The 25,196-nt window shown below is 66.7% G+C and carries 20 protein-coding genes; 9 read left to right on the top strand and 11 right to left on the bottom strand.

Annotated elements, in window-relative coordinates:
* Positions 1-2: 2 nt before the first annotated feature.
* Positions 3-1,166 carry an HlyD family secretion protein gene (locus tag ABIA73_RS04180; RefSeq protein ID WP_032976052.1) on the top strand — a complete coding sequence of 388 codons (1,164 nt, stop codon included), beginning with the start codon at positions 3-5 and terminating at the stop codon, positions 1,164-1,166.
* A gap of 132 nt (positions 1,167-1,298) precedes the next feature.
* On the opposite strand, the gene ABIA73_RS04175 is transcribed toward ABIA73_RS04180, so the two are convergent.
* The 7 genes from ABIA73_RS04175 to creB form a co-directional block, all read right to left on the bottom strand.
* Positions 1,299-1,784 carry a Fur family transcriptional regulator gene (locus ABIA73_RS04175; protein WP_025879333.1) on the bottom strand — a complete coding sequence of 162 codons (486 nt, stop codon included), beginning with the start codon at positions 1,782-1,784 and terminating at the stop codon, positions 1,299-1,301.
* Between the two features lie 34 nt (positions 1,785-1,818).
* Complete coding sequence (gene gltX, locus ABIA73_RS04170) at positions 1,819-3,222, bottom strand: glutamate--tRNA ligase (RefSeq protein ID WP_033830686.1); 1,404 nt, start codon at positions 3,220-3,222, stop codon at positions 1,819-1,821.
* A 154-nt stretch (positions 3,223-3,376) separates the two neighbouring features.
* A complete protein-coding gene (locus ABIA73_RS04165; RefSeq protein WP_051562478.1) occupies positions 3,377-4,933 on the bottom strand; it encodes a M28 family metallopeptidase in 1,557 nt (518 codons plus the stop codon).
* 257 nt (positions 4,934-5,190) lie between these two features.
* Positions 5,191-5,601: a hypothetical protein gene (locus ABIA73_RS04160; RefSeq protein ID WP_080149363.1), complete on the bottom strand. Its 411-nt coding sequence runs from the start codon at positions 5,599-5,601 to the stop codon at positions 5,191-5,193.
* A gap of 10 nt (positions 5,602-5,611) precedes the next feature.
* The gene (gene creD / locus ABIA73_RS04155; RefSeq protein WP_025879329.1) at positions 5,612-6,925 is read right to left on the bottom strand and encodes a cell envelope integrity protein CreD; all 1,314 of its coding nucleotides are present in this window, start codon (positions 6,923-6,925) and stop codon (positions 5,612-5,614) included.
* 81 nt (positions 6,926-7,006) lie between these two features.
* Complete coding sequence (gene creC / locus ABIA73_RS04150) at positions 7,007-8,467, bottom strand: two-component system sensor histidine kinase CreC (protein ID WP_354275470.1); 1,461 nt, start codon at positions 8,465-8,467, stop codon at positions 7,007-7,009.
* A gap of 3 nt (positions 8,468-8,470) precedes the next feature.
* Positions 8,471-9,196, bottom strand: coding sequence for a two-component system response regulator CreB (gene creB / locus ABIA73_RS04145; RefSeq protein ID WP_081323686.1), 726 nt, complete (start codon positions 9,194-9,196; stop codon positions 8,471-8,473).
* Between the two features lie 35 nt (positions 9,197-9,231).
* Between creB and ABIA73_RS04140 the strand changes: the two genes are divergently transcribed.
* The 6 genes from ABIA73_RS04140 to ABIA73_RS04115 all read left to right on the top strand — a co-directional run bounded on the left by ABIA73_RS04140 (position 9,232) and on the right by ABIA73_RS04115 (position 16,227).
* Positions 9,232-10,089, top strand: a complete 858-nt coding sequence (locus tag ABIA73_RS04140) for a 23S rRNA (adenine(2030)-N(6))-methyltransferase RlmJ (protein ID WP_025879326.1) — start codon at positions 9,232-9,234, stop codon at positions 10,087-10,089.
* 95 nt (positions 10,090-10,184) lie between these two features.
* The gene (locus tag ABIA73_RS04135) at positions 10,185-10,730 is read left to right on the top strand and encodes a GNAT family N-acetyltransferase (protein WP_025879325.1); all 546 of its coding nucleotides are present in this window, start codon (positions 10,185-10,187) and stop codon (positions 10,728-10,730) included.
* A 126-nt stretch (positions 10,731-10,856) separates the two neighbouring features.
* Positions 10,857-14,321 carry a transcription-repair coupling factor gene (gene mfd / locus ABIA73_RS04130; protein ID WP_033830682.1) on the top strand — a complete coding sequence of 1,155 codons (3,465 nt, stop codon included), beginning with the start codon at positions 10,857-10,859 and terminating at the stop codon, positions 14,319-14,321.
* Positions 14,322-14,403: 82 nt separating this feature from the next.
* Positions 14,404-14,919: a hypothetical protein gene (locus ABIA73_RS04125; protein ID WP_025873765.1), complete on the top strand. Its 516-nt coding sequence runs from the start codon at positions 14,404-14,406 to the stop codon at positions 14,917-14,919.
* A 182-nt stretch (positions 14,920-15,101) separates the two neighbouring features.
* Positions 15,102-15,707 (top strand): HD-GYP domain-containing protein, encoded by a 606-nt coding sequence (locus tag ABIA73_RS04120; protein WP_354275469.1) that lies wholly within the window; start codon positions 15,102-15,104, stop codon positions 15,705-15,707.
* Between the two features lie 97 nt (positions 15,708-15,804).
* On the top strand, positions 15,805-16,227 hold the full coding sequence (locus tag ABIA73_RS04115) for an Imm30 family immunity protein (protein WP_354275468.1): 423 nt from the start codon (positions 15,805-15,807) through the stop codon (positions 16,225-16,227).
* Between the two features lie 76 nt (positions 16,228-16,303).
* Here ABIA73_RS04115 and ABIA73_RS04110 read toward each other — a convergent pair whose 3' ends face one another.
* Both ABIA73_RS04110 and gpmA read right to left on the bottom strand, forming a co-directional pair.
* Complete coding sequence (locus ABIA73_RS04110; protein WP_354275467.1) at positions 16,304-18,394, bottom strand: M13 family metallopeptidase; 2,091 nt, start codon at positions 18,392-18,394, stop codon at positions 16,304-16,306.
* A gap of 157 nt (positions 18,395-18,551) precedes the next feature.
* Entirely contained in the window at positions 18,552-19,301 is a 750-nt protein-coding gene (gene gpmA / locus ABIA73_RS04105) for a 2,3-diphosphoglycerate-dependent phosphoglycerate mutase (RefSeq protein ID WP_025873769.1), read from the bottom strand.
* A gap of 94 nt (positions 19,302-19,395) precedes the next feature.
* Here gpmA and nfi point away from each other — a divergent pair, with 94 nt between their 5' ends.
* Complete coding sequence (nfi, locus tag ABIA73_RS04100; RefSeq protein ID WP_025873770.1) at positions 19,396-20,076, top strand: deoxyribonuclease V; 681 nt, start codon at positions 19,396-19,398, stop codon at positions 20,074-20,076.
* 27 nt (positions 20,077-20,103) lie between these two features.
* Here the strand turns inward: nfi and ABIA73_RS04095 are convergent, their stop codons facing one another.
* Together ABIA73_RS04095 and ABIA73_RS04090 are read right to left on the bottom strand one after the other, a co-directional pair.
* Positions 20,104-21,078, bottom strand: coding sequence for a cation diffusion facilitator family transporter (locus ABIA73_RS04095; RefSeq protein ID WP_025873771.1), 975 nt, complete (start codon positions 21,076-21,078; stop codon positions 20,104-20,106).
* A 141-nt stretch (positions 21,079-21,219) separates the two neighbouring features.
* Positions 21,220-23,466, bottom strand: a complete 2,247-nt coding sequence (locus ABIA73_RS04090) for a TonB-dependent siderophore receptor (protein WP_032951555.1) — start codon at positions 23,464-23,466, stop codon at positions 21,220-21,222.
* 287 nt (positions 23,467-23,753) lie between these two features.
* Here ABIA73_RS04090 and ABIA73_RS04085 point away from each other — a divergent pair, with 287 nt between their 5' ends.
* The gene (locus tag ABIA73_RS04085; protein ID WP_354275466.1) at positions 23,754-25,169 is read left to right on the top strand and encodes a GGDEF domain-containing protein; all 1,416 of its coding nucleotides are present in this window, start codon (positions 23,754-23,756) and stop codon (positions 25,167-25,169) included.
* Positions 25,170-25,196: the final 27 nt, after the last annotated feature.

The raw sequence follows: 25,196 nt of genomic DNA, 5'->3' as shown, positions 1-25,196 counted from the left end.
TCATGCCTCCCGTCCCGCCCCGTCCAGACGACACCGACGCTGCCGAGAACGTCACCCCGCCGCCGCCCACCGATGCGGCACCGGCGGCGACGCCTGCCGCGCCCGCCGCCGCGCCGAAGTACCTCAAGCCGAGTTCGCGCAGCGTGGTGGTGATGGTGGTGGTGGCCCTGCTGGGCATCGCGCTGATCCTGCGCGCCTGGCACCTGTGGCCGTTCACCAGCACCGTGATGGTGACCGACAACGCCTACGTGCGCGGTCAGATCACGGTGATGGCGCCGCAGGTGAACGGCTATGTGACCGACGTGCTGGTGAAGGACTTCCAGCACGTGAAGCAGGGCGAGCCGCTGCTGCGCATCGACGACCGCATCTACGCGCAGCGGGTGGCGCAGGCGCAGGCCACGTTGGACAGCGCGCGCGCGGCCCTGGCCAATTCGGACCAGTCGCAGGCGCAGAACCGCGCGCAGATTGCTGCGGCGCGGGCCACGCTGTCGGCCGGCCAGGCCGAGCTGCAGCGCTCCCGCAACGAGGCCAAGCGCTACGAGGAACTGGCGGCGCAGCAGCTGGTGTCGATCAACGACCGCGACAAGTTCCGCACCAGCCAGGCCTCGGCGCAGGCCAGCGTGCAGCAGTCGCAGGCGCAGATCCGCATCGCCGAAGAAACCCTGGTCTCGACCCAGGTCTCGCGCAAGAGCCTGGAAGCGCAGGTGGAAAGCGCGCAGGCACAGCTTGAGCTGGCCCGCATCGACCTGGCCAATACGGTGATCCATGCGCCGCGCGATGGGCAGATCAGCGAAGCCAGCGTGCGCGTGGGACAGTACGTAGCCGCCGGTTCGCAGCTGCTGTTCCTGGTGCCCGACGCATTGTGGGTGGTGGCCAACTACAAGGAAGGCCAGACCTGGCAGATGAAGATCGGGCAGCCCGCCTCGTTCTCGGTGGATGCGTTCCAGGGCCAGGTGCTGCGCGGACGCGTGGAGCAGATCGCGCCGGCCACCGGATCGGAGTTCAGCGTGCTGCGCCCGGACAATGCCAGCGGCAATTTCACCAAGGTGGTGCAGCGGCTGCCGGTGCGTATCTCGATCAACGGGGACCAGGAACTGGCGGCGCGGTTGCGGCCGGGCATGTCGGTGATCGTGCGGGTGGATACCGCGACCAAGCCGATGGACTAGGGCGCCGGCCCGGTGGAGTCGAGCCATGCTCGGCTGCGTTGTTGTGACATGGGATCAGATCCCTTTGCCACTGGCAAAGGGATCTGACCCCAATCCCGAGGAAGCCGGCCAGCGGCGGGCCCTACCCTCGCATCAACCTGCGCAGCGGGCGCAGAGTCCGTGTACTTCCAATGTCTGAGCCTGCGGTTGGAAGCCGAGCTCCTTGGCCCGCTTTTCGAGCTGGGTCACGATCTCACGGTCTTCCAGTTCCACCGCGCTGTGGCAGCTGTTGCAGATCAGGAACGGCACCGAATGGGCCGCACTGCTGGGGTGGTGGCAGGCCACGAAGGCATTGACCGATTCCAGCTTGTGCACGAAGCCATTGGCCATGAGGAAGTCGAGCGCGCGGTACACGGTGGGCGGGGCGTCAGCGCCCACACCCTTGCCGTTGCGCACCCACTCCAGCAGCTCGTAGGCCTTGACCGGCTTGCCGGCCTCGGCGATCAGCTTGAGCACGTTGGCGCGGATGGGGGTCAGGCGCAGCCCGCGCTCGCGCGAGACACGCTCGACCACCGCCACGAAATCAGAAGCGTCGTGGACATGGTGGTGCGGGGCCGTACAGGCGGTTTTGGCGGACATGCGCGTTCTCCAGTTCGGGCGTGGGCCGCAGGGCTCAGGCCGTTGCTACCTTGGTGATGGCCACATCGATGCGTTTCAAGGCCTGCTCGCGGCCGGCCAGGTACACGGTATGGGAAATGTCAGGGCTGACCTGGGTGCCGGTGATGGCCACGCGCAGCGGCTGGGCGACCTTGCCCATGCCCATTTCCAGCGCGGCGGCTGCATCGTGCAGGGCCACGCCAACGGCCTCGGCGGTCCACTCCGGCAGGGCTGCCAGCAGCTCGCGGGCCTTGCCCAGCGGCAGTTCCGCACCGGCCTTGAAGTGCTTGGCCACGGCCGCTTCATCGTATTCGTTCAGCGGCTGGTACCAGACCACGGCCTTCTCGGCCATTTCCTTCAGGGTCTGCACGCGCTCGCGGAGGGCGATCACCACGTCCACCGGCGCCGGGCCAGCGGCCACATCCAGGCCCAGCTTCTGCAGCTGGTAGACCAGGTGCGGCACGATCGCGGCCGGCTCCTCGGTCTTCAGGAAGTGCTGGTTGACCCAGCCCAGCTTGGCCATGTCCAGGCGCGAGGCCTTGGAATTGCAGTCCTTCACATCGAACAGGTCGATCAGTTCCTGGCGGCTGAACAGTTCCTGGTCACCGTGCGACCAGCCCAGCCGGGCCAGGTAGCTCAGCAGTGCATCAGGCAGGTAGCCGGCGTCCTTGTACTGCATCACGTCGGCCGCGCCGGTGCGCTTGGACAGCTTGGCGCCCTGCTCGTCCAGGATCATCGGCATGTGGCCGAACTTCGGCACCGGTGCGCCGATGCCTTCGTACAGGTTGATCTGGCGCGGGGTGTTGTTGATGTGGTCGTCGCCACGGATGACTTCAGAGATCTTCATGTCCCAGTCGTCCACCACCACCGCGAAGTTGTAGGTGGGGTAGCCGTCCGGACGGAAGATGACCATGTCATCCAGCTCGCTGTTGGCGATCTCGATGCGGCCCTTGATCAGATCATCGAACACCACCGTGCCTTCAAGCGGGTTCTTGAAGCGGATGACGCGGTTCGGGTCGTCCCTGTACGGCAGGCCCTGCTCGCGGGCAGCGCCGTTGTAGCGCGGCTTTTCCTGCCTGGCCATCGCGGCCTCGCGCATGGCGTCCAGCTCTTCCCGGGTCTCGTAGGCGTAGTACGCCTTGCCGTCGGCGATCAGCTGCTCGGCCACTTCCTTGTACCGGGCGACGCGCTCGGTCTGGTAGAACGGGCCTTCGTCGTAGTCCAGGCCCAGCCACTCCATCGCCTCCAGGATCGCATCGATCGCGCCCTGGGTGCTGCGTTCACGGTCGGTGTCCTCGATGCGCAGCACGAACTCGCCGCCACGATGGCGGGCCTCCAGCCAGCAGTACAGCGCGGTGCGGGCGCCACCGATATGCAGGTAGCCGGTGGGACTGGGGGCGAAGCGGGTGCGGCAGGTCATGGAGGGCTCGAGGAACGGGTATCCCCCGATTTTACCAGCCCTCCGCCCCCTGCGGAAAAAGGGGACGGAGGGGGGCAAGTCACTATTGCCGCGCTCCCGGGAGAACGCCGGTGCAGCGGAGGGGAAACACGACTTGATCCCCTCCGTGCCTTTTTCAGGGCTCGGGCTTGCGCGGGAACGGCTGCTCGCGCATGGCGGCGTGGTAGGCGAAGGAGGCGACGATGGCGGCGGCCTGCTTCAGGTCTTCCGGTTCGGCGTGGTCCCAGGTGTCCAGGTGGCTGTGGTGGACGTTGCTGAAATAGTCCAGCTTGTCCTGGATGAACTGGAAGCCCGGCAGGCCGATGCGGTCGAAGCTGATGTGGTCGGTGCTGCCGGTGTTGCGGGTTGCCACGGTGGTTGCACCCACGTCATGGAACGGGGCGAGCCAGGCTTCGAAGATCGGCATCGCCGCCAGGTTTTCCTGTGCGTAGATGCCACGGAAGCGGCCCGAGCCGTTGTCCATGTTGAAATAGACCTGGAACTTGCCGTAGTCGCGGGTCTTCTGCAGGGCACCGGTCGGTTCGCGCAGCGAGGCCGGCAGCGCCTTCTGCGCCGGGTCGGTAGGCTCGGGGAATCGACCGAAGTGCTTGGCCACGTACGCCTGCGAACCGATCAGCCCCTGTTCCTCGCCACTCCACAGCGCAACCCGGATGGTGCGCTTGGGCTTGGCGCCGCTGGCCTTGAGGATGCGCATGGCCTCCATCATCACCGCCACGCCGGCCGCGTTGTCGGCCGCGCCGGTGCCGCTGTGCCAGGAATCCAGGTGCGCGCCGATCATTACCACCTCGTCCGGCCTGCTGCTGCCACGGATCTCGGCCAGGGTGTTGTAGCCGGGCTGGTCGGCCTCGTCGGTGAAGCGTGCGGCCACATCCACGCGCAGGCGCACGCTCTGCTTGGCTTCCAGCGCGCGTACCAGCGGATTGAAGTGCTCGGCGATCATCGCCAGTTCGGGAATGCCGACCGCTTCACCGGCCTTGCGCGAGCCGCCACCGGCCACGCGGATGATGCCGTTGTCCCAGCTGCTGATGCTGATCGAGGCCAGCGCGCCTTCTTCAACGAAGAATGCGTTGACCTTCGCCGCCAGCGCCTGCTTCTCCTGGTATTCCTTGACCCGCTTGGCGCGGTCGGCGGCCACGTCCTTGTCCTTGGGCAGGGTGAATTCCTGCAGGCCTTCCAGCGAGGTGGCGTCGTGCCGGTGCGAATCGGCGTCGGTGCCGCGCTTGTATTCGCGTGCCTCGCCCAGCAGCAGGATCTTTCCACGCAGCTTGCCGCGATATTTCTCGATGTCCTCGGGCTTCTTGATGTCCACCTGCAGCAGGTCGCCCTCGACCGGGCCATTGGTGCCCGGCGTCCACGCCTTGGGCAGCGCATGCAGTGGCTGCACGCGATCGCCCAGCATCTCCACGCTGGCCGAGGTGAATTCCCAGCCACGGCCGAATTCGTCGAAGGCTTCGTCATGGACATTGTCCAGCTTCCATTCGCTGAACTTGCCGCGGGTCCAGGCGTTGGCACGCCCCATCGCCGGCGAATTGGTCAGGCGCGGCCCGATGCGTTCGGTGAGGTAGCTGAAGGTATCCATCACCTGCGACTTGTGGAACGCCTGCTGGCGGATCTTGCCGACCATGTCCAGGTCCACCGGCTCGCGCTGCTGCGCCACCGCATTGCCACCCATCGCCAGCGCTACTGCCAGCACGCCCCACTTCAGCCCGCTCCACGTCAACACGCCGCACCCCTGCCCTTCGGCTCGATCATCATCCGCTCGAGTCTAGCCAGCCGCGGCGCCCGGCCCCCGTCCCATCGGTCATGGGCATCTGGTAGATCCACGCCATGCGTGGATGGCGCCTTCCCACCGAAGAGCGGTGCGGACCAAGGTCCGCACCCAGCAGAGGCCCCGTAGAACCACGCCACGCGTGGATGGGCCTTCCGCTGTCACCCCTTCCACCCCAGCCACAGCTGCGCGCGTTCGGGCAACAGCAGCAGCCAGTGCCGCTGGTCGATGCTGCTGCAGCCAAACACCGCCGCATGTTCCGGCCAGTCTGCCGGCAGCCCGTCGATGCCGATCTCCGACAATGCCCCCGCCCCGGCCTTCCATGGCCGGTAACGGGGCACCTTGCCGGCGAGCGCGCCGCGTCCGTGCCGCGCCTCCCGCAACCAGTCCAGCCCGCGCCGCTGCAATCCTTCGCAGGTGACGGCGGCCAGCTGGAAGCGGACCAGGCCGGGCGCGATCCGTGCCCCCGGCAAGGCCGCCAGTACCCCATGGGCCTGCAGCAGTGCATCCACCTCCAACAGCGCGGGAATGCCCTGTCGTGCCCGTTGCTGCAATCCTTGGCGCCAGCCCATGGCGTGCTCCTTACTTCTGCTCGGCCAGGGCGTACCAGTCAACCCGACGGGTCACCCACATCGCCAGCGCGAGGATCACGAACAGCAGCAGCGAGCCCATCAGCAGTGCATTGTTTTCCGAGACCAGCAGCCCATACAGCGCGCCGTACAGCACCGTCAGCATCGCGGCGAAGCCCAGGCCCCGCTTCCAGTGACCCAGCACATTGGCCAGGTACACCGCCTGCAGGCTGATGCAGGCCAGCGCGGAAACCAGGTAGGCCTGCCAGAAGGCGATGTGCTCGGACAGGCTGATCAGCAGCAGGAAGAAGATCGCCAGCGCCAGGCCGACCATCAGGTACTGCAGCGGATGGATGCGCAGCGACTTGATCAGTTCGAACAGGATGAAACCAACGAAGGTCAGCACCACGAACAGCACGCCGTACTTGGAAGCGCGGTCGGCCTGGGTATAGGTATCGACCGGGTCGACCAGCGAAACCTGCACCGCCTGCGCATCCAGGTCATCGCCCTCGCGCAGTCGCTGCTGTGCGTCCGATGCCAGCGAGGACACGGCCCAGCGTGCATCGAAGCCCTGCGCATCCACACGCCGCTCGTTCGGCAGGAACGCACCGGCAAACGACGGGTGCGGCCAGCTGGACCGCAGCGCGATCTGGTTGTCATCGCCCACCGGCACCACCGACAGCGAGCGGCTGCCATCGAGCTGCAGTTCCAGTTCCACGCTGCTGGCCGCCAGGGTGCCTCCGGTGCGGGCGATGCCGGCGATCGGTGCATGCAGCCCACGGCCCAGTGCGGATGCGCCGGCCACGCCCGGCAGCAGCTTGACCTGCTGTCCATCAACCCGCAGGTTCGGCGTACCAACCAGGCCACGCGCATCGGACACGCCCAGCGCGATGTAGGCCTCGCCATAGGTCATGCCATCGTGCTCCGGGTAGTCGTCCTCGCTGAAGGTCGCCTTGAGTTGGCCATTCCAGCTGTACACCGGCACCTTGAACAGGCCGACCGAGCGCTGGCTGGGCAGCAGCTCGCCACTGATCTGCAGGGTGGCCGGCGGCTGCAACCAGTAACCCTGGGTGGTCTGCAGCTCGGTCTTCTTGTTGCCCTGCGCATCGACCACTTCCACCTGCTCGCGCTTGGACCACGGCACCACGCGCACCGGCCCGACCACGCGCTGGGTACCGGCACGGCTTTCGGCCACCCGCGAGTAGGCCTCTTCGCGATAGGCGCTGCGCTCGGTGATGACGCTGCGGATCAGGAACAGCGGGATCAGCAGCAGCAGGATCAGGCCGCCGACAATGGCGAACCGCAGCAGCATCTTCAGGGATTTCATCGTCCGTCCTCGTTGGAGAGGACTGCAGGATGGACGGCTGCGGTGAGCAGGGTTTGTGGCGAATTTGAAGTGGGTGTGAAGTCAGCGCCGCAGACGCTGGCCCGGTATCGCCAGCGGCAGCCACAGGCTGGCCACGGTGCCGCCGCCTTCGCGCGGCTGCAGGCTGGCGCGGCCGTCATGCAAGCGCACGACTTCCTGCACGAAGGGCAGGCCGAGGCCGGAACTGCGGCGGCCGGTGCCGGGTCGGGCCAGCGAATAGAAGCGCTCGAACACGCGCTCGCGTGCGTAATCGGGAATGCCCGCGCCACGGTCGGCAACCTGCAGGCGTACGCCCTGCCCGTCCAGTTGGGCATCCAGTTGCACCTGTGCCCCGGGTGGCGAGAACGCAATGGCATTGTCGATCAGGTTGTGCAGCGCTTGCCGCAGCAGATAGCCATCGCCCTGCACGCGCAGGTCGGGGACCTGCTCGATATGCAGCTGGACACCTGCGGCCTGCGCGCGCACCTGCGCCGCCGCCGCGGCTTCCTGCAGCAGCACCGGCAAGGCGATCGGATCACGGGTCTGCAACCACCCGTGCTGCTCGACCTCGGCCAGCGCCAGCAGCTTGTCGATGGTTTCGGTCAGCCGTTCCTGCTGGTCGACGATGCTGCGTGCGAAATGCGCACGGTCGGCGTCGGCCATCGGCTCCTGCAGCAGTTCGGCGGCACCGCGGATCGCCGCCAACGGGCTTTTCATCTCGTGGGTCAGCGATTGCACGTACTGCTCGACGTACGCTTTGCCTTCCAGCTTGCGCCGCATGGTCTCCAGCGCCTGGCCAAGATCGCCGATCTCGTCGCTGCGCCGCTTCGGCGGCGGCACCGGTTCACCGGCGCTGACCGCACGCGCATAGCGGCTGAGCTGGCCCAGGCCGTTGGTCAGCCACATCGTCACCAGCACGCCCACCAGCGCCGACAGGCCGATCAGCCACGCACCGCGTTCGATGATGGCGCGCTGGCTGGCGGCGATGAACGGATCGATGCTGCGGTTGGGCTGGGCCAGGCTGAGCACGCCGATCAGCGTGCTGCCATCAGCCGGGTCGTACACCGGCGCGGCCACGTGCATCACCGTGTTGCTGTCATCGCCCGGCGTTTCCGGGCTGGAGCGCGCACCGTATTCGCCGCGCAGGGTGCGGTAGACATCGTTCCAGCGCGAGTTGTCGCGGCCCACGTCGCGGCCCAGCGAATCGTAGATCACGATGCCCGTGGCGTCGGTGATCGTCACCCGGTAGTCCAGCGCACGCTTGGGGAAGCGCCAGACCATCGCCTTCAGGTCGCGCTGCCGGGCCTTGGCCAGGTTGCGGGTGAAGGTGCCGTTGCGGATGGTGCCGGCCTTGACGTCGGCGGCGGCCATTTCCGCCAGCACGTTGGCCGCATCCACCAGGGTCGATTCCATCGCCTGGCGCACGCCCGGCTTCACTTCGTTGACGAACACGCGCATCACGAAGAACGCGGCGATGCCAACGATCAGGAAGAAGCCCAGGAACAGTTTCAGGACCAGACGCACGCGTCAGACCTCCAGGGCGTAGCCGAGGCCGCGATGGGTGCGGATCGGCTCACCGCTGGCGCCGGCCGCACGCAGCTTGGCGCGCAACGTCTTGACGTGGGTGTCGACGGTGCGGTCGGCGCTGTCGGCGGCGCTGTCCCAGCCACGGTCCATCAACTGGGCACGGCTGAGGATCGCGCCGGGGCGCTGCAGCAACGCCTCCAGCAACGCATATTCGTAGCGGGTCAGGTCCAGCGGATGGCCCTGGAAGCGGATGCGGCGGCCATCGCGATCGATGGCGAAGGCACCGTGTTCCTGCCAGCCGCTCTCGGCGGACGGCGCCACCGCAGCGGGCGTGGCACGCCGCAGCCGGGCACGCACCCGCGCCACCAGCTCGCGCGGCGAGAACGGCTTGGCCATGTAGTCGTCCGCCCCCAGCTCCAGGCCCAGTACGCGGTCGAGTTCGTCGTTGCGGGCTGTCAGGAAGATCACCGGCACCTGCGCCACCGGCCCCGGCAGGGCCCGCAGCCGGCGGCAGACCTCGAAACCACTGAGGTCCGGCAGGCCGACATCCAGCACCACCAGGTCGATATCGCCGGCCTGCAGCTGCTGCAGCGCCTGCCCGCCCAGCAGGCAATGGCTGGCAGCGTAGCCTTCGCTGCGCAGCGCATAGAGCACGGTTTCGGCGATGGCCGCTTCGTCTTCGACCACCAGGACATGGGTAACAGGGGCTGTCATGGCGCGCAGCATAGCCGCTGCGGCCCTTGCCCCGTACACTGCCGCCCATGAACTATCGCCACGCCTTCCACGCCGGCAACCACGCCGATGTCCTCAAGCACATCGTGCAGCTGGCCCTGATCGACAGCTTCAAGCGCAAGGACAGCCCGTTCTTCGTGCTCGACACCCACGGCGGTGCCGGCCGTTACCTGCTGGCCAGCGAAGAAAGCCGCAAGACCCTGGAAGTCGAATCCGGGGTCATGCGGCTGATGGCCCAGCCCAAGCTGCCGGAGGTGGTCGAGCGCTACCTCAAGGCGGTGCAGGCCGACAATCCGGTCGGCGCGATGATCGCCTACCCCGGCTCGCCGCTGCTCAGCGCGCAGGCCATGCGCCCGCAGGACCGCATGGCGGTGTGCGAGCTGCAGGAGGATGAGGCCGCTTCGCTGAAGACCCTGTTCGCCCATGACAGCCGCGTCGGCGTGCACCCCGGTGACGGCTATGCGCTGCTGCGCTCGCTGCTGCCGCCCAAGTCCAACGGTGCCAAGATCGGCCGCGGCCTGGTCCTGATCGACCCGCCCTACGAAGCCCAGGACGCCGAGTACCAGGCGATCCTTGCCGCGCTGGCCGAGACCCTGGCGCGCTGGCCGCAGGCCACCTGTGCGGTCTGGTTCCCGATCAAGCAGCGCCGCACCATCCTGCATTTCCTGCGCAAGGCCACCGCACTGCCGGTGAAGTCGGCGATGACCATCGAGTTCCTGGTCCGCCCGGACGACTCCCCGCTGCGCCTCAACGGCAGCGGCATGCTGGTGCTCAATGCCCCCTGGCAGTTCGACCGCGTGGTCGGCCCGGCCCTGCCGGCCCTGCGCCAGCATCTGGGCGAACCCGGTGCCAGCACCCGCCTGGACTGGCTGAAGACGGCCGAATAGGGGCCTTCACGAGGCTGTACGACCGTGAGCCTTTCGTTCACGGAATGCAGCCCCGGTGATGACACAATCGATGGACCACCAAGGAATCACCCGGTATGGCCACTCGCAACCGCATGCCGCCCTGGCATGAGATCTTCAAGGCTCCCAGCGGCCACGAGCTGCTGATCCGCCCCATCCGCCCCGAAGATGGCGCGCCGCTGCAGGCCGCCTTCAGCCTGTTCGGGCCGGAAGAAATCCGCGACCGTTTCCTGCAATCGGTGACCGAGCTGTCACCGGAAACCACCCAGCGCCTGACCCATCCCAACCCGAAGACCGAGATCACCCTGGTCGCCGCCGAGTCGCTGCCGGCCGGTGAGGCCGTGGTCGGCGCGGTGGCCCGTGCCTCGATCATCCCCGGTACCCGGGAAGCCGAGTACGCGATCCTGATCAGCCGCTTCCTGATCGGCCAGGGCCTCGGCCGCCAGCTGATGCGCAAGCTGGTGAAATGGGGCCGCGGCAAGTACCTGGACCGCCTGTATGGCGATGTCGCCGCCGAGAACGAGCCGATGAAGCAGCTGGCCGCCTCGCTGGGCTTCAAGCCGGTCCCCCATCCCAACGGGGCCGAAGGCCTGGTGCGGATGGTGCTGGAACTGGACAACTGACGGCAGCGCCGGGCCCTGCCCGGCGATGTTGATCCGACCGCTGCGCTCGCCGGGCACGGCCCGGCGCTACCCCGGTCACGTAACGATCATGGGCCAGGCGGGGGCTTCTGCTAAAATCCGCGGTTCATGTCGCGTACTCAATACCCCGCCCCGCCGCTGCCACGTGCCGGCCAGCTTCGCGCCTGGTGGCGCGCCCCCGCCTCGCCCACTGCCCTGGCCTGGTATCTGGCCCAGGCAGCGCGCACGCATGACGCACCGCTGCTGGTGGTGGCCCGTGACAACCACGGTGCCAACCAGATCGAAGCGGATCTGCATACCCTGCTGGGAGGCGACCCGAGCCTGCCGGTGGTGGCGTTCCCGGACTGGGAGACGCTGCCCTACGATCGCTTCAGCCCGCACCCGGACATCATTTCGCAGCGCCTGTCGGCCCTGCACCGCCTGCCCACGCTGAAGCGCGGCCTGGTGGTGGTGCCGGTGCAGACCCTGCTGCAGCAGCTGGCTCCCCGCAGCTATGTCATCGGCGGCAGCTTCAATCTTGAAGTCGGCCAGCGCCTGGACCTGGAAGCGGAGAAGCGTCGCCTCGAAAGCGCCGGCTACCGCAACGTGCCGCAGGTGATGGACCCGGGTGATTTCGCCGTGCGTGGCGGCCTGCTTGACGTCTACCCGATGGGCGCCGATGAGCCGCTGCGGGTGGAACTGCTGGACGAGGACATCGATTCGATCCGTGCGTTCGATCCGGAAAGCCAGCGCTCGCTGGACAAGGTCGAGGCGGTGCACATGCTGCCCGGCCGCGAAGTACCGATGGACGACGCCAGCATCGCCCGGGTGCTGGCGACCCTGCGCGAGCGCTTCGACGTCGATACCCGACGCAGTTCGCTGTACCAGGACCTGAAATCGGGCCTGGCCCCGGCCGGCATCGAGTACTACCTGCCGCTGTTCTTCGAGCGCACCGCCACCCTGTTCGACTACCTGCCTGCCGGCAGCCTGCCGGTCGTCTGCGTGGGCGCCGCTGAAGCGGCAGAGACGTTCTGGACGCAGACCGGCGAGCGCTACGAGCAACGCCGCCATGATGTAGAACGGCCGCTGCTGCCACCGTCGGCGCTGTACCTGTCGCCGGACCTGCTGCGCGAGCGTTTGAACGACGCACCGCGCATCGAGGTTTGGGCTGCCGATCACGCCCGCATCGCCGAGGCGCATGCGCTGGGCGACCAGCCGTTGCCGCCGCTGCCGGTGGCCGCGCGCGAAGCACCGGCCGGTGACGCGCTGAAATCCTTCCTTGGCCATTACCCTGGCCGGGTGCTGATCGCCGCCGATTCGCCCGGCCGTCGCGAGGCCCTGCTGGAAGTGCTGCAGGCCGCCGAGCTGAAGCCACCGGTGGTGGCCGATCTGCTGTCCTTCCTGGCCAGCGACGAACGCTTCGCCATTGCCGTGGCGCCGCTGGAAGACGGCTTCGCCCTGGATGCGCCGCACATCGCGGTGCTGACCGAACGCCAGCTGTTCCCCGAGCGCGCCGGCAGCACCCGTCGCACGCGCCGCGCCGGACGAGAGCCGGAAGCGATCATCCGCGATCTGGGCGAACTGACCGAAGGCGCGCCGATCGTGCACGAGGACCATGGCGTCGGCCGCTACCGCGGACTGATCGCGATGGACGTCGGCGGCATGCCCGGCGAGTTCCTCGAAATCGAGTACGCCAAGGGCGACCGCCTGTACGTGCCGGTCGCACAGCTGCACCTGATCAGCCGCTATTCCGGCGCGTCCGCCGAAACCGCGCCACTGCATTCGCTGGGTGGCGAGCAGTGGAGCAAGGCCAAGCGCAAGGCCGCCGAGAAGGTGCGCGATGTGGCCGCCGAACTGCTGGAGATCCAGGCCCGCCGCCAGGCGCGTGCCGGACTGGCACTGCAGGTGGACCGCGCGATGTACGAGCCGTTCGCCGCCGGTTTCCCGTTCGAGGAAACCCCCGACCAGCTGGCTGCCATCGACGCCACCCTGCGTGACCTGGCCAGCAGCCAGCCGATGGACCGCGTGGTCTGCGGCGACGTGGGCTTCGGCAAGACCGAAGTTGCCGTGCGTGCCGCATTTGCTGCCGCCAGCGCTGGCAAGCAGGTGGCGGTGCTGGTGCCGACCACGCTGCTGGCCGAACAGCATTACCGCAATTTCCGCGACCGCTTCGCCGACTATCCGATGAAGGTCGAGGTGCTGTCGCGCTTCAAGAGCACCAAGGAGATCAAGGCCGAGCTGGAAAAGGTCGCCGCCGGCACCATCGACGTCATCGTCGGTACCCATCGCCTGCTGCAGCCGGACGTGAAGTTCAAGGACCTGGGCATGGTCGTCGTCGACGAGGAGCAGCGCTTCGGCGTGCGCCAGAAGGAGGCGCTGAAGGCACTGCGCGCCAACGTGCACCTGCTGACCCTGACCGCCACGCCGATTCCGCGTACGCTGAACATGGCCATGGCCGGCCTGCGCGACCTGTCGATCATCGCCACCCCGCCGCCGAACCGGCTGGCGGTGCAGACCTTCATCACCCAGTGGGACAACGCGCTGCTGCGCGAAGCCTTCCAGCGCGAGCTGGCACGCGGTGGCCAGCTGTATTTCCTGCACAACGACGTGGAGAGCATCGGCCGCATGCAGCGCGAGCTGTCCGAGCTGGTGCCCGAAGCGCGCATCGGCATCGCCCATGGGCAGATGCCCGAGCGCGAGCTGGAAAAGGTGATGCTGGACTTCCAGAAGCAGCGCTTCAACGTGCTGCTGTCGACCACGATCATCGAATCGGGCATCGACATCCCCAACGCCAACACCATCATCATCAACCGTGCCGACCGCTTCGGCCTGGCCCAGCTGCACCAGCTGCGTGGCCGCGTCGGTCGATCGCACCACCGCGCCTATGCCTACCTGGTCGTGCCCGACCGTCGCTCGATCACGCCGGATGCGGAAAAGCGCCTGGAAGCGATCGCCTCGATGGACGAACTGGGTGCCGGCTTCACCCTGGCCACCCACGATCTGGAAATCCGCGGCGCCGGCGAACTGCTGGGCGAGGACCAGAGCGGGCAGATGGCCGAAGTGGGCTTCAGCCTGTACACCGAGCTGCTGGAACGCGCAGTGCGCAGCATCAAGCAGGGCCATCTGCCCGACATCGATGCCGGCGAAGAAGCGCGGGGCGCCGAGGTCGAGCTGCACGTGCCGGCGCTGATTCCGGACGACTACCTGCCGGACGTGCACACCCGCCTGACGCTGTACAAGCGCATTTCCAGCGCGCGCGACAGCGATGCGCTGCGCGAACTGCAGGTGGAGATGATCGACCGCTTCGGCCTGCTGCCGGATGCGGCCAAGAACCTGTTCGCCATTGCCGAGCTGAAGCTGCAGGCCAGCTCTCTGGGCATCCGCAAGCTGGACCTGGGCGAGAACGGTGGCCGCATCGTGTTCGAATCCAAGCCGAACATCGATCCGATGGCGGTAATCCAGCTGATCCAGAAACAACCGAACCTCTATGCCATGGACGGTCCGGACAAGCTGCGCGTCAAGCATCCGCTGCCGCTGCCCGAAGACCGCTTCAATGCCGCGCGGGCACTGCTGTTGACCCTGGCCCTGCGCTGATCGATCTGCAGGGTGCCGGTCCGCCGCGGGCGGCAGACCGGCACTCTTTCCGTTTCCTGCGCCCGCGACAAGGAGTGTTGCCGTGAATCGTTTCGCCCCCCTTCTGCTCGCCACCAGCCTGGGCCTGCTTGCGGCCTGCCACAGCGGCATGAGCAACCGCGATTACCTGCATGAGAATGTCGCCAGCTGGAACGGCACGGTCAGCATGGTCGAGCAATGGACCAACGGCCCGAACGGCGAGTCCTTCCATGCGTCGCTGCAGGACGGCAAGAGCATGCAGCAGCATCGCTTCGGCCTGAAGAACGCGCACAAGGAAATCGCCGACCGGCTGGTCTTCGTCCAACAGTTCACCCATGGCAAGGACGCCGACGCACTGCACCAGAACCTGCTCGATTCCCTGAAGAGCACCGAACACATGTTCGCCGTGATGGAACAGCTGGCCGCCCTGCCCGATGGCTACAGCGAAGAACAGGTCACCCCGCTGCTGCAGACGCTGGACGAGGCCGTGACCAGGATGGACGAAGACATGCAGACCCTGAGCGACGCGCAGGACGCCTTCGCCAAAGCCCATCGCATCCACCTGCAGACCACCGGCTGATCCGCGCAGCCCCGGTTGCGATGCGGCCGGGGCCAAATGCTGCATGCGACTGAACGCACAGCCCCACGCGGGACCGTCGATGCCCCCCGCGTGACACCGATGCGGGTACCCTATGCGCCGCCCCGGCCCGCTCTCGCGGGCCTTTCCGTTTTCTGCGCAGCTTCGCCGCGCCGCCAGTTCCGATGCCCCAGCCCAGACCTCCCGACCTCCTGCACGCGCAGGCCTGCCTGATCGACGCCCTGTCGATGTCGCTGCAGATGCGTGATGCCTATACCCGCCACCACTGTGACCGCGTGGGCCTTCTTGCGCAGCACCTTGCCCTGCACTGCGACCTGGGTGAGGACGCCTGTGCGCAGGTCGGCCTGGCCGCGCGCTTCCACGACATCGGCAAGATCGGCATCCCCGACGAGGTACTGCTGAGCCCGCGCCGGCACAGCGACGAAGAGCGCGCGATCATGCGCGAGCACCCGGTGCGCGGCGAGCACATTTTCCTGGCCACCGGCCGCAGTGATGCCGCGCCGGTCGCGCGACTGATCCGTGCCCATCATGAAGCGTTCGATGGCAGCGGCTATCCCGATGGCCTGCACGGCGAGGCCATTCCGCTCGGCGCCCGCATCGTCACCATTGCCGATGCCTACGATGCAATGACCAGCGTGCGCCCTTACCGCGCGGCGATGGAGCACGAGACGGTGCTGCGGATCCTCGATGAGCAGGCCGGTGGCCTGATCGATCCCTACGTGCTGCAGCGTTTCCACGGCATGCTCAGGAACGAGCCGGCGCTGGGCTGATGAACACACCGAACGGCACTTCCCGCCGGATTCGATTGATCTGAATGCACGGTCGCGCCATGCTCGAACTGCGGCCAATCGTGGGCGGTCTTCTACCATGCAATCACTGAGCGAACAGAGCGATATCAATCAGGAGTACCTCCTGTTGCAGGACGCAGCGACAAGGAAAGACGCCACCTTCCTTCCACGCATCCTTCTTGCACTCGATGACGATTCCGAGCACATTGATTTGATGAAGGACCTGATTGGACTGGCGGAATCGTTCGATGCGCATTGCTACCTTTCGGCTGTTCTCGATGCAAACAGCACGCTTGCAAACCGTGCCCCGGATTGGCTCGATGTCATCACGTATCGCATCATGAACTCTCGCCCGGATCTTCAACTTTATGGAGAGTTGCTGAATCAGCATCACGACAGGAGCAGTATCGCGACCTATCTCCGCGGGTTTCTCGAAAGAAATCCTGAAAAGAGGCAGCAAGCAGCAATGATGATTGCATCGATTCCTAACCACCTTCGATAGGTCAGGATCGGCAGCCATTGGAAGCAAAAAAAACCCGGCTTTCGCCGGGTTTTTCGTTTCAGTCAATCCGGTGCGCTTACCAGATCATCACGCGCTTGTCGTCGGCACGCACCATCGCATCGCCAGCCTTGCACTGGAACGCAGCCGCATAGGACGGCATGTTCGACGGCGCGCCGTTGGCACGGAAGTTCGCCGGTGCATGCGGATCGGTGTTCAGGCGCACGCGCAGCTCACCGTCGGTGAAGTTGCGACGCCACACGGTGGCCCAGTTCATGAAGAAGCGCTGGTCCTGGCTGTGACCGTCCACCTCGACGTTCGCCTTCGGGTTCTCCTTCAGCGCCATCTGCAGGGCATCGTAGGCCACGGTCAGGCCACCCAGATCACCGATGTTCTCGCCCAGGGTCAGCTTGCCCTTCACGAACACGCCCGGCACCGATTCATAGCCGTCGAACTGTGCGACCAGCTGGTCGGTGCGTTCGGTGAAGGCCTTGCGGTCGCTGTCGGTCCACCAGTTGTCGAAGTTGCCGTTGGCGGCGAACTGGCTGCCCGAGTCGTCGTAGCCGTGCATCATCTCGTGGCCGATGACCGCACCGATGCCACCGTAGTTCAGCGCCGGATCGGCCTTGGCATCGAAGAACGGTGCCTGCAGGATCGCCGCCGGGAACACGATCTCGTTCTTGGTGGCGTTGTAATAGGCATTGACGGTCTGCGGGGTCATGCCCCACTCGGTCTTGTCCACCGGCTTGCCGATCTTGTCCAGCATGTAGCGGTAGTTGAACGCACGCGCTGCCTGCATGTTGCCCAGGTAGCTGTCACCGTTGGTCTGCAGGCCCGTCCACTCACGCCACTTGTCCGGGTAACCGATCTTCGGGGTGAAGCTGGCCCACTTTTCCAGTGCCTTCTTCCTGGTTTCCTCGCCCATCCACGGCAGCTGCTCCAGGCGCGCCTTCAGCGCCACCGACAGGTTCTGCACCAGGTGCTGCATGGCCTCCTTCGATTCGGCCGGGAACACCGCGTCCACGTACAGCTGGCCGAGGGCTTCGCCCATGCCGCCGTTCACCGACTCCAGCACGCGCTTCCAGCGCGGCTGCATTTCCTGCTGGCCGCGCAGGGTCTTGCCGTAGAACTCGAAGTTGGCCTTCTCGAACTGGCTGCTCAGGTACGGCGAGGCGTCGTCGATGGTGTGGAAGCGCAGGTAGGACTGCCAGGTGGCGGCCGGCACGTCGGCCAGCATCTTGTCCATTTCGCTGAAGAAGCCCGGCTGGGCCAGCGAGAACTTCTGCGCGGCCGGTACCTTCAGGGTGTCAAACAGCGCGGTCCAGCTGAAGTTCGGGGTCAGCTTGTCCGCGTCGGCGGCGCTGAGCGGGTTGTAGCGCTTGGCCGGGTCACGCATTTCGATGCGCGACATCGAGGCCTTGGCCAGGCGGGTCTCGAACGCCATCACCGCCTTGGCCTGTTCGGCAGCCTGCGCCGCGTCCACGCCGGACAGCGTCAGCACCTGCGCGATGTAGGCCACGTAGGCGTCGCGGATCTTGGCCTGCGCGTCGTCGAAGTAATAGCCCTTCTCCGGCAGGCCCAGGCCGCCCTGGCCGACGTACGCAATGACGTTGGCCGAATCCTTGTAATCGGCATTGGCGAACAGCGAGAACAGCACGCCCTGGCCCTGCGCCTGGCTGTCGCGCAGGTACTGGGTGATGGCGGCGGTGTCGTTCAGCGCGCCGATCTTGTCCAGCGTCGGCTGCAGCGGCGCCAGGCCGGCGGCCTCGATCTTCGCTTCGTCGTTGCCGGTCTTCCAGATGTCGCCGATCTTGGCTTCCACCGAGCCGGCCTTGGCCTGGCTGGCGGCGGCCTGCTGCACCAGCGCGTGCTGCACTTCCAGCGAGCGCTCACGCAGGATTTCGAAGCTGCCCCAGGTGGTCTGGTCGCCCGGCACCGGGTTGGCCTTCAGCCACTTGCTGTTGACGAAGCCGTTGAGGTCGGTACACGCGGCGATGGACGGATCCAGATCGGCGCTGTTGAGGCTGATCAGCGCGGTCTTGATCTGCGACTGGTCGAACGCCGGCTTGGCGGCGTCGGCAGCGGGCGCGGTCTCGTTCTTGCCACAGGCGGCGAGCGAAGCGGCGATGGCGATGGTCAGGCCCAGCGGGACCAGATTACGGACGTTCATGGCGTGTCTCCAACGGCGAATCGTCCAGCGTAGCCGCTGCGGCGATGGTGGGGACCGGCCAAAGGTCACAGGGAGAACGCCCGTGGTCGCAACCGGGTAGGTGCGGACCGTTGGTCCGCACCTACCCAGCAGGGGAATACCCACCAACGGTGGGTATCTACCGCGCCTTGCCCTGGTTGGCCACGGCTTCAGCGGCCTTGCGCGCCGCTTCCGGATCACCCAGGTAACGGAACGACTTCACGGTGAGGTCGTCGTTCAACTCGAACAGCAGCGGAATGCCGGTCGGGATGTTCAGCTCGAGGATTTCCTCGCGCGAGACGTTGTTGAGGTACTTGTACAGCGCGCGCAGCGAGTTGCCGTGGGCGGTGACCAGTACGGTCTTGCCATCCTTCAACTGCGGCGCGATGGCGTCGTGCCAGTACGGCAGCACGCGGTCGAGCGTCGTGGCCAGCGATTCGGTGCCCGGCAGCGCGTTGCGATCCAGCCCGGCATAGCGGCGGTCGTGGATCGGGTGGCCCGGATCTTCCAGGTCCATCGCCGGCGGCGGGATGTCGTACGAACGGCGCCACACCTTGACCTGGTCTTCGCCGTGCTTGGCGGCGGTCTCGGCCTTGTCCAGGCCCTGCAGGCCGCCGTAGTGGCGCTCGTTGAGGCGCCAGGACTTGTTCACCGGCAGCCAGTCCTGCTCCAGCTCGGCCAACGCACCCTGCAGGGTGTGGATGGCACGCTTCAGCACGGAGGTGTGGGCGACGTCGAACTGCAGGCCTTCCTCGCGCATCAGGCGGCCGGCGGCAGCCGCTTCCCGGCGCCCCTGCTCGGTCAGGTCGACATCGACCCAGCCGGTGAAGCGGTTGTCCAGGTTCCACTGGCTCTGGCCATGGCGCAACAGTACGAGTTTACGGGTCACTGCAGGGTCTCCAACGCGAGGAAAGGCAGGCGGCCATTGTAGCCCCGGCGCCCGCTCACCGCGCCGTGGCGGTGTGGATGTCATCCTGTGGCCGATGAATACACTGATCGACCCCGGGCGCTGGGAAGGCAGCGTCAGCGCCGCCCGCGAACAGCAGAAGCAGCTGGCGACCCGCGTGCAGCGGCAGGACCGGCTGCCCGCTACCGTGCGCTGGCTGGCCGGGCTGGATGTCGGCTTCGAGGAAGACGGCGCGATCACCCGCGCTGCGGCCGTGTTGCTCGACGCGGACACCCTGCAGCCGGTGGCGCAGGAAATCGCCCGCATCCCCACCGTGATGCCCTATATCCCGGGCCTGCTCAGCTTCCGCGAACTGCCGGCGCTGCTGGCTGCGTTGGCGTTGCTGCCGCGCGCACCGGACCTGGTGTTCGTCGATGGCCATGGCATCAGCCATCCGCGCCGGCTGGGCATTGCCGCACACCTGGGCGTGGTGACCGACCTGCCGAGCATCGGCGTGGCCAAATCGAAGCTGGTGGGCCGCTTCATCGAGCCCGACCCTGAGGCCGGCGCGCACACGCCGTTGCTGGACGGCGGCGAGCAGCTCGGCTGGGTACTGCGCAGCAAGCTGCGCTGCAAGCCGCTGTTCGTCGCCGGCGGGCATCGGGTCAGTGCGGATACCGCGCTGGCTTGGGTGCAGCGCACGCTGCGCGGCTATCGCCTGCCCGAGCCGACCCGGCTGGCGGATCGGCTGGCCTCGCGGCGCGACGAACAGAGGTAGCGCCGGGCACCGGCCGCCACACCCGCTTCAGCGATGCACGTGACCGCGATGGCCCTGCGCATCGGCAGCTGCATGATCGTGCCCGGCGTGATCGTCGTCCTTGCCCGCCGACGGCTGGCCACAGGCTTCGCCGCAGTGGTCGGCTTCGATCTGCAGGGTCACGTGTTCGATACCGAAATCATCGTGCAGGCGATCACCGAGTTCGCGCCGCAGGCGGTCGGCGTCGTCGCCTTCGCGCATCACGATGTGCGCGGTCAGTGCCGGCGTGCTGGACGCCAGCGCCCATACGTGCAGGTCATGCACGTCCAGCACTGCGTCGTGGTCGGACAGGCGGTCGCGGACCCTGGCCACGTCCATGCCCTTGGGCACGCCTTCCAGCAGCACGTTGATGGCCTCGCGCATCAGCACATACGTGCGCGGCAGCACCCACAAACCGATCAGAACGGCCAGGATCGGGTCGATCGGCTTCCAGCCGGTCCATTGGATCAACAGCGCGCCGGCGATCACCGCCACCGAGCCGAGCATGTCGGCCCACACTTCCAGGTAGGCGCCCTTCACGTTGAGACTCTCGCCGCTGCCGGCCTGCAGCAGGCGCATGGAGATCATGTTGATCACCAGGCCGACCGCTGCAATCACCAGCATGCCGGTGGAGGCGATCTCCTGCGGTTGGCGGAAGCGACCGATGGCTTCCCACAGGATGTAGCCGGCAACCACGAACAGCATTGCGCCGTTGATCATCGCGCCCAGTGCTTCAAGACGTGCATAACCATAGGTGCGGCGCGCGTCCGGCGGGCGCCGGCTCAGCCGCACGGCCACCAGCGCGATCATCAGCGCCAGGGTGTCGGTAGCCATGTGCGCGGCATCGGACAGCAGTGCCAGACTGTTGGTCCAGAACGCACCGACCACCTCCACGACAAGGAAGGTGGAGGTCAGGCCGAGCGCCCACCACAAAGGTTTCTCGTGGCGGATCTCGGATGGCAGGTGATCGTGGTCGTGACCCATGGCAACAGCTCCTTAGCGATGGGAGTCAGGCTACGCCGGCGGGTGTCGGGAAACTATCACGGTGTTTATAACATTGCAGGCATGCACGGCTGGCGCGAAGCGGGAGGGTGCCGGCCAACGGCCGGCACCACCGCCTGATGATCAGAAGCCGAAACGCAGGCTGGCCCAGTACGCGCGGCCGGGCTCGTTGTAGGTCGCCGCACCGGCGTCACTGCTGTTGGCCTCGCGGAACAGGCGCTTGTCGGCCAGGTTGTTGACGCCGAAGCCCACGCTGACCGTGTCGGTCACCTTGTAGCGCGCGCTCACGCCCCAGACGTTGTACGCGCTGCGGGTCTGCAGCACGGTGGACGCATCGCAGTTGGCGGTGCAGCGCGGATCGTTGTTGATGTTGGCCGTGGCCGGTTCCTGCTTGCCGTAGAAGGTGCCGGTCAGCAGCAGCGACAGCTGCTCGGTGGCCTGCCAGTCCAGCATGGTGTTGACGGTGTACTTGGGAATCACCGACAGCGGCTGGCCGGTGCTCTTGTTTTCGTTCTCCACCATGTAGGTGAAGTTGTTGCTCCACTTCAGGCGGTCGCCCTGCTCGCCCAGCAGCGGGATCACCAGGTTGCCCTCGAGCCCCTGCACGATGGCCTTGGGTGCGTTCTCCCAGCGGAAGATGCGGCCCTTGCGGTCGGCCGTCAGGCCGATCTGGGTGTAACCGGCCTGGATCTTGTCCTTGTAGTCATTGTGGAAATAGGTCAACGAGGCCTGCCAGCCGCTCTGCGGTGCCCACTCCACGCCCAGTTCCTTGTTCAGGCTGGTCTCTGCCTTGAGATCCGCATTGCCCTGCATGTAGCAGCCGGCGCCCAGGCTCGGCAACGCGTTCGGGCAGCCGTTGCCACGGGTGTAATACAGATAGTCCGGGTTGGACTGGTACAGGTTCGGCGCCTTGAACGCGCGTGCGATGCCGCCCTTGACCACCCAGTCACTGTTGAGCCGGAACTGCGCGTTGAGGCTCGGACTGGTGTTGTTGCCGAACTGGCTGTGATGGTCGAAACGCAGGCCCGGGGTCACGATCCAGCGCTCACCGAGGTAGATGTTGTCTTCCACGTAGACGGCGGTGGTCTGTGCATCGGACTTGCCGCGCGCACGATCGGCCGAAAGACCCGGAATGCCGCCACCGCTGCTGCTGGACTGGCTCATCGAATAGGGATCGGTCAGTCGGCTGTCGAGGTACTCGAAGCCCAGCGTCCACACGTTCTCGGCACCGCCGAGAGTGGTCGGGAAGCTGACCTCGCCGTCAAGCTGGTAGTTGCGCAGGCGCGAGGTCGACCAGTCGGCGCCATTGAAGCTGCCTTCCGGGCCGCCGGCCAGGCCTTCGTTGATGCGCGAATTGTTGACCCCTTCCACCGCTGCCGTCAGCCGCGAGCTGACATCGCCCCAGCGTCCGCGATGGGTGATCGCGCCGGTGGTGCGATACATGCGGTTGGTCTCGGCCTGCTGCTCGGCCAGCGCGGCCAGGTCGACACCGGTGGAGGTACCAGTGGTACTGACCGCACGATCGCCGGCATAGATGTTGCCCTGGCGGCTGGTGCCGGCCTCGAACTCGACCACCTGGTTGGCGGTCACGTCCCAACGCAGCAGCGCGTTGACGTCGCGGTTCTTGACGCCTTCGCGGCCCGCCGGCGGTACCGCATTGGCACCGGTGGCGAAGTCGCGGTTGAGATCCAGCGAATCGGCATCGGTCTTGTTGAGGTTGCCGTACAACCGGAACGACAGCGTGTCGGTCATCGGCCCGCTCAGCTGCAGGCCGAGGCGTTCGCTGCCGCCCTCGGCACTGTGTTCGGGCACCAGGCCGTACAGGTCAACCGCACCGGTCAGGTCGCCGGTCGGGCGCTTGGTGATGATGTTGACCACGCCACCGGAGGCACCCGAGCCATAGCGTGCCGCTGCTGGGCCGCGCAGCACTTCGATGCGTTCGATCATTTCCGCCGGCACCCAGTTGGTATCGCCGCGCGTGTTGCGCTCGCCACTGCGGCCCATGCGCACCGCGTCGCGTGCACCCACGCGCTTGCCGTCGATCAGGATCAGGGTGTTTTCCGGCCCCATGCCGCGCAGATCGATCTGCCGGTTGTTGCCGTACTGGCCCGATGCACTGTTGCCGGTCAGATTGACGCCGGGCATCGTCCGCAGCAGTTCGGCGATGTCGTTGACCGGCGGCCGCTTGGCGATGTCCTCGGCGGTGATGGTGGAGGTGCCCAGCGCCTGCCGCGCGATCTGCGAGGCAGTGACATGCACGGTGTCGATATCGGTGGCATCGGTTTCCGCATGGGCGGTGACGGCAGCGGTGGCCAGCAGTGCAGCGACGGCAAGCGCCAGCGGGCGCGGTGAAAGAGTGTTTGCAGGCATGTTCTGAACCTTCTGGCAGGGCAACGGAAGCCTCTGGCATAGGGCACGAGGCGGCGACGGGGGAGGCGGAACGATCACTGCGGGATGCCTGCAGGTCGGTTCCTGCCGTCATTTTTTCATAAATGCGAGTGATTCTCAAATGCGTCAACGCATTGCGGCATCGGCCGGCATGTGCTTCATCCGCGTTTTTCGGCCTGCATGGCGCTTAAACTGGCCGGCTTCCCTGCCATCAACCGTCGACAGCTGCGGCCGATACCGTGGTCTGTTGTGCGCCGTTAGAGATCGACGTGGATACACCCCAACTGGACGAAGCCAGCCAACCGCTGGCTCAGGCCTGGCAGCAGTGTCTGCTGCTGGCCGGCCCCGCCGCCGCCGCGCTGCTGCATGCCGTGGCCGCCGCTGCACCGCCGACGCTGGCGCAGCGCTTCTACGAAGTGCTGCTGCAGGACACGCGTGCGCGCCGCTTCCTGTCCCACGAACAGGTCAAGCAGCGCCTGCAACCGGCGATGCAGCGTTGGCTGGCCCAGCTGCTGACCACCGATGCGGATGGCATTGCCGCTACCGTCGCCGCACAACGGGTGATCGGCGATGTGCACGCACGGGTCGGTATTCCGGTGGACCTGGTGGCCCGCGGTGCGCGCGTACTCAAGCACGAGCTGTTCATCCGCCTGCGCGCCGATGCCGCTGACAACGACACCGCCTTCGCCGCCATCGATTGCCTCAGCGCGATCATGGACATCGCCATGGAAGGCATGACGCTGGCCTATACGCACGCCCGTGAGCGCTCTTCGCGCACCGATGCGGCGTACCGGCTGTTCTCGCTGGTGCAGAACGTCAGCACCGAGCGCGAGCGCCAGCGCGCCCTGCTGCTGGATTGGGAAAACAGCCTGCTGTACACCCTCGCCGGCCATGCGACCGGTGCCGACAACGCCAGCCTGGCGAGCTCGGAATTCGGCCTGTGGTTCACCCACAAGGGCATTCCCAGCTTCGGCGAAAGCAGCGAGACGCAGCAGGTGGGCCAGCTGATGGCCCGCATCGACAGCCGCCTGCAGCGCGCCACCGATGAAGATCCGGCACGGCGGCTGACCGCCCTGCCGATGATCCGCGAAGACCTGGCCACCATCCGCAACCTGATGACCCTGCTGTTCGAACGCATCGGTGAACTGGATGCGGGCAGCGATGCGTTGACCAACCTGCTCAACCGGCGCTTCCTGCCGACCGTGCTGCGCCGTGAGATCGAGTTGTCCACGCGCAACCACACGCCGTTCTCGTTGTTGCTGCTGGACCTGGACCATTTCAAGGCCATCAACGATGGCCACGGTCATGACGCCGGCGACCGCGCGCTGCAGCACGTCGCAGCCCTGCTCGGCCAGCAGACCCGAGGCAGCGACTACCTGTTCCGCTACGGCGGCGAGGAGTTCGTGGTGGTGCTGGTGGCGGCAAGCGAGTCGCAGGCGGAGGTGATCGCCGAAAGCCTGCGCCGGCAGATCGCACAGTCGCCGATCACCCTGCCCAATGGACAGACGCTGGCGCTGACCGCGAGCATCGGCGTGGCCGGACACGATGGTCATCCCGATTACGAGCGGCTGATGGCGCGCGCCGACGCGGCGATGTATGCCGCCAAGCGACAGGGCCGCAACCGGGTGGTGGTGGCCGACGACGCACTGCCGGAAGCTCCGGGACGACGCGCGCTGCAACGTTGAGCCTGCAGCGCGCGTGACGTGGCGCCG

The sequence above is a fragment of the Stenotrophomonas sp. 2694 genome (genome assembly GCF_040548715.1).
Classification (GTDB): Bacteria; Pseudomonadota; Gammaproteobacteria; order Xanthomonadales; family Xanthomonadaceae; genus Stenotrophomonas; species Stenotrophomonas indicatrix.
The sequence above is the reverse complement of the archived record's forward strand: the minus strand, read 5'-3'. Positions and strand labels throughout refer to the sequence as shown.

Excerpts from the sequence above, each read along its gene's own strand:
- ABIA73_RS04135 (WP_025879325.1), top strand. The coding sequence starts at position 10,185 with ATGGCCACTCGCAACCGCATGCCGCCCTGGCATGAGATCTTCAAGGCT.
- ABIA73_RS04180 (WP_032976052.1), top strand. The coding sequence starts at position 3 with ATGCCTCCCGTCCCGCCCCGTCCAGACGACACCGACGCTGCCGAGAAC.
- ABIA73_RS04140 (WP_025879326.1), top strand. The coding sequence starts at position 9,232 with ATGAACTATCGCCACGCCTTCCACGCCGGCAACCACGCCGATGTCCTC.
- gltX (WP_033830686.1), bottom strand. The coding sequence starts at position 3,222 with ATGACCTGCCGCACCCGCTTCGCCCCCAGTCCCACCGGCTACCTGCAT.
- mfd (WP_033830682.1), top strand. The coding sequence starts at position 10,857 with ATGTCGCGTACTCAATACCCCGCCCCGCCGCTGCCACGTGCCGGCCAG.
- creB (WP_081323686.1), bottom strand. The coding sequence starts at position 9,196 with ATGCTGCGCGCCATGACAGCCCCTGTTACCCATGTCCTGGTGGTCGAA.
- ABIA73_RS04115 (WP_354275468.1), top strand. The coding sequence starts at position 15,805 with ATGCAATCACTGAGCGAACAGAGCGATATCAATCAGGAGTACCTCCTG.
- ABIA73_RS04120 (WP_354275469.1), top strand. The coding sequence starts at position 15,102 with ATGCCCCAGCCCAGACCTCCCGACCTCCTGCACGCGCAGGCCTGCCTG.
- ABIA73_RS04110 (WP_354275467.1), bottom strand. The coding sequence starts at position 18,394 with ATGAACGTCCGTAATCTGGTCCCGCTGGGCCTGACCATCGCCATCGCC.
- ABIA73_RS04175 (WP_025879333.1), bottom strand. The coding sequence starts at position 1,784 with ATGTCCGCCAAAACCGCCTGTACGGCCCCGCACCACCATGTCCACGAC.
- nfi (WP_025873770.1), top strand. The coding sequence starts at position 19,396 with ATGAATACACTGATCGACCCCGGGCGCTGGGAAGGCAGCGTCAGCGCC.
- ABIA73_RS04095 (WP_025873771.1), bottom strand. The coding sequence starts at position 21,078 with ATGGGTCACGACCACGATCACCTGCCATCCGAGATCCGCCACGAGAAA.
- ABIA73_RS04090 (WP_032951555.1), bottom strand. The coding sequence starts at position 23,466 with ATGCCTGCAAACACTCTTTCACCGCGCCCGCTGGCGCTTGCCGTCGCT.
- ABIA73_RS04165 (WP_051562478.1), bottom strand. The coding sequence starts at position 4,933 with ATGGGTGGCAATGCGGTGGCGCAGCAGCGCGAGCCGGTGGACCTGGAC.
- ABIA73_RS04160 (WP_080149363.1), bottom strand. The coding sequence starts at position 5,601 with ATGGGCTGGCGCCAAGGATTGCAGCAACGGGCACGACAGGGCATTCCC.
- creD (WP_025879329.1), bottom strand. The coding sequence starts at position 6,925 with ATGAAATCCCTGAAGATGCTGCTGCGGTTCGCCATTGTCGGCGGCCTG.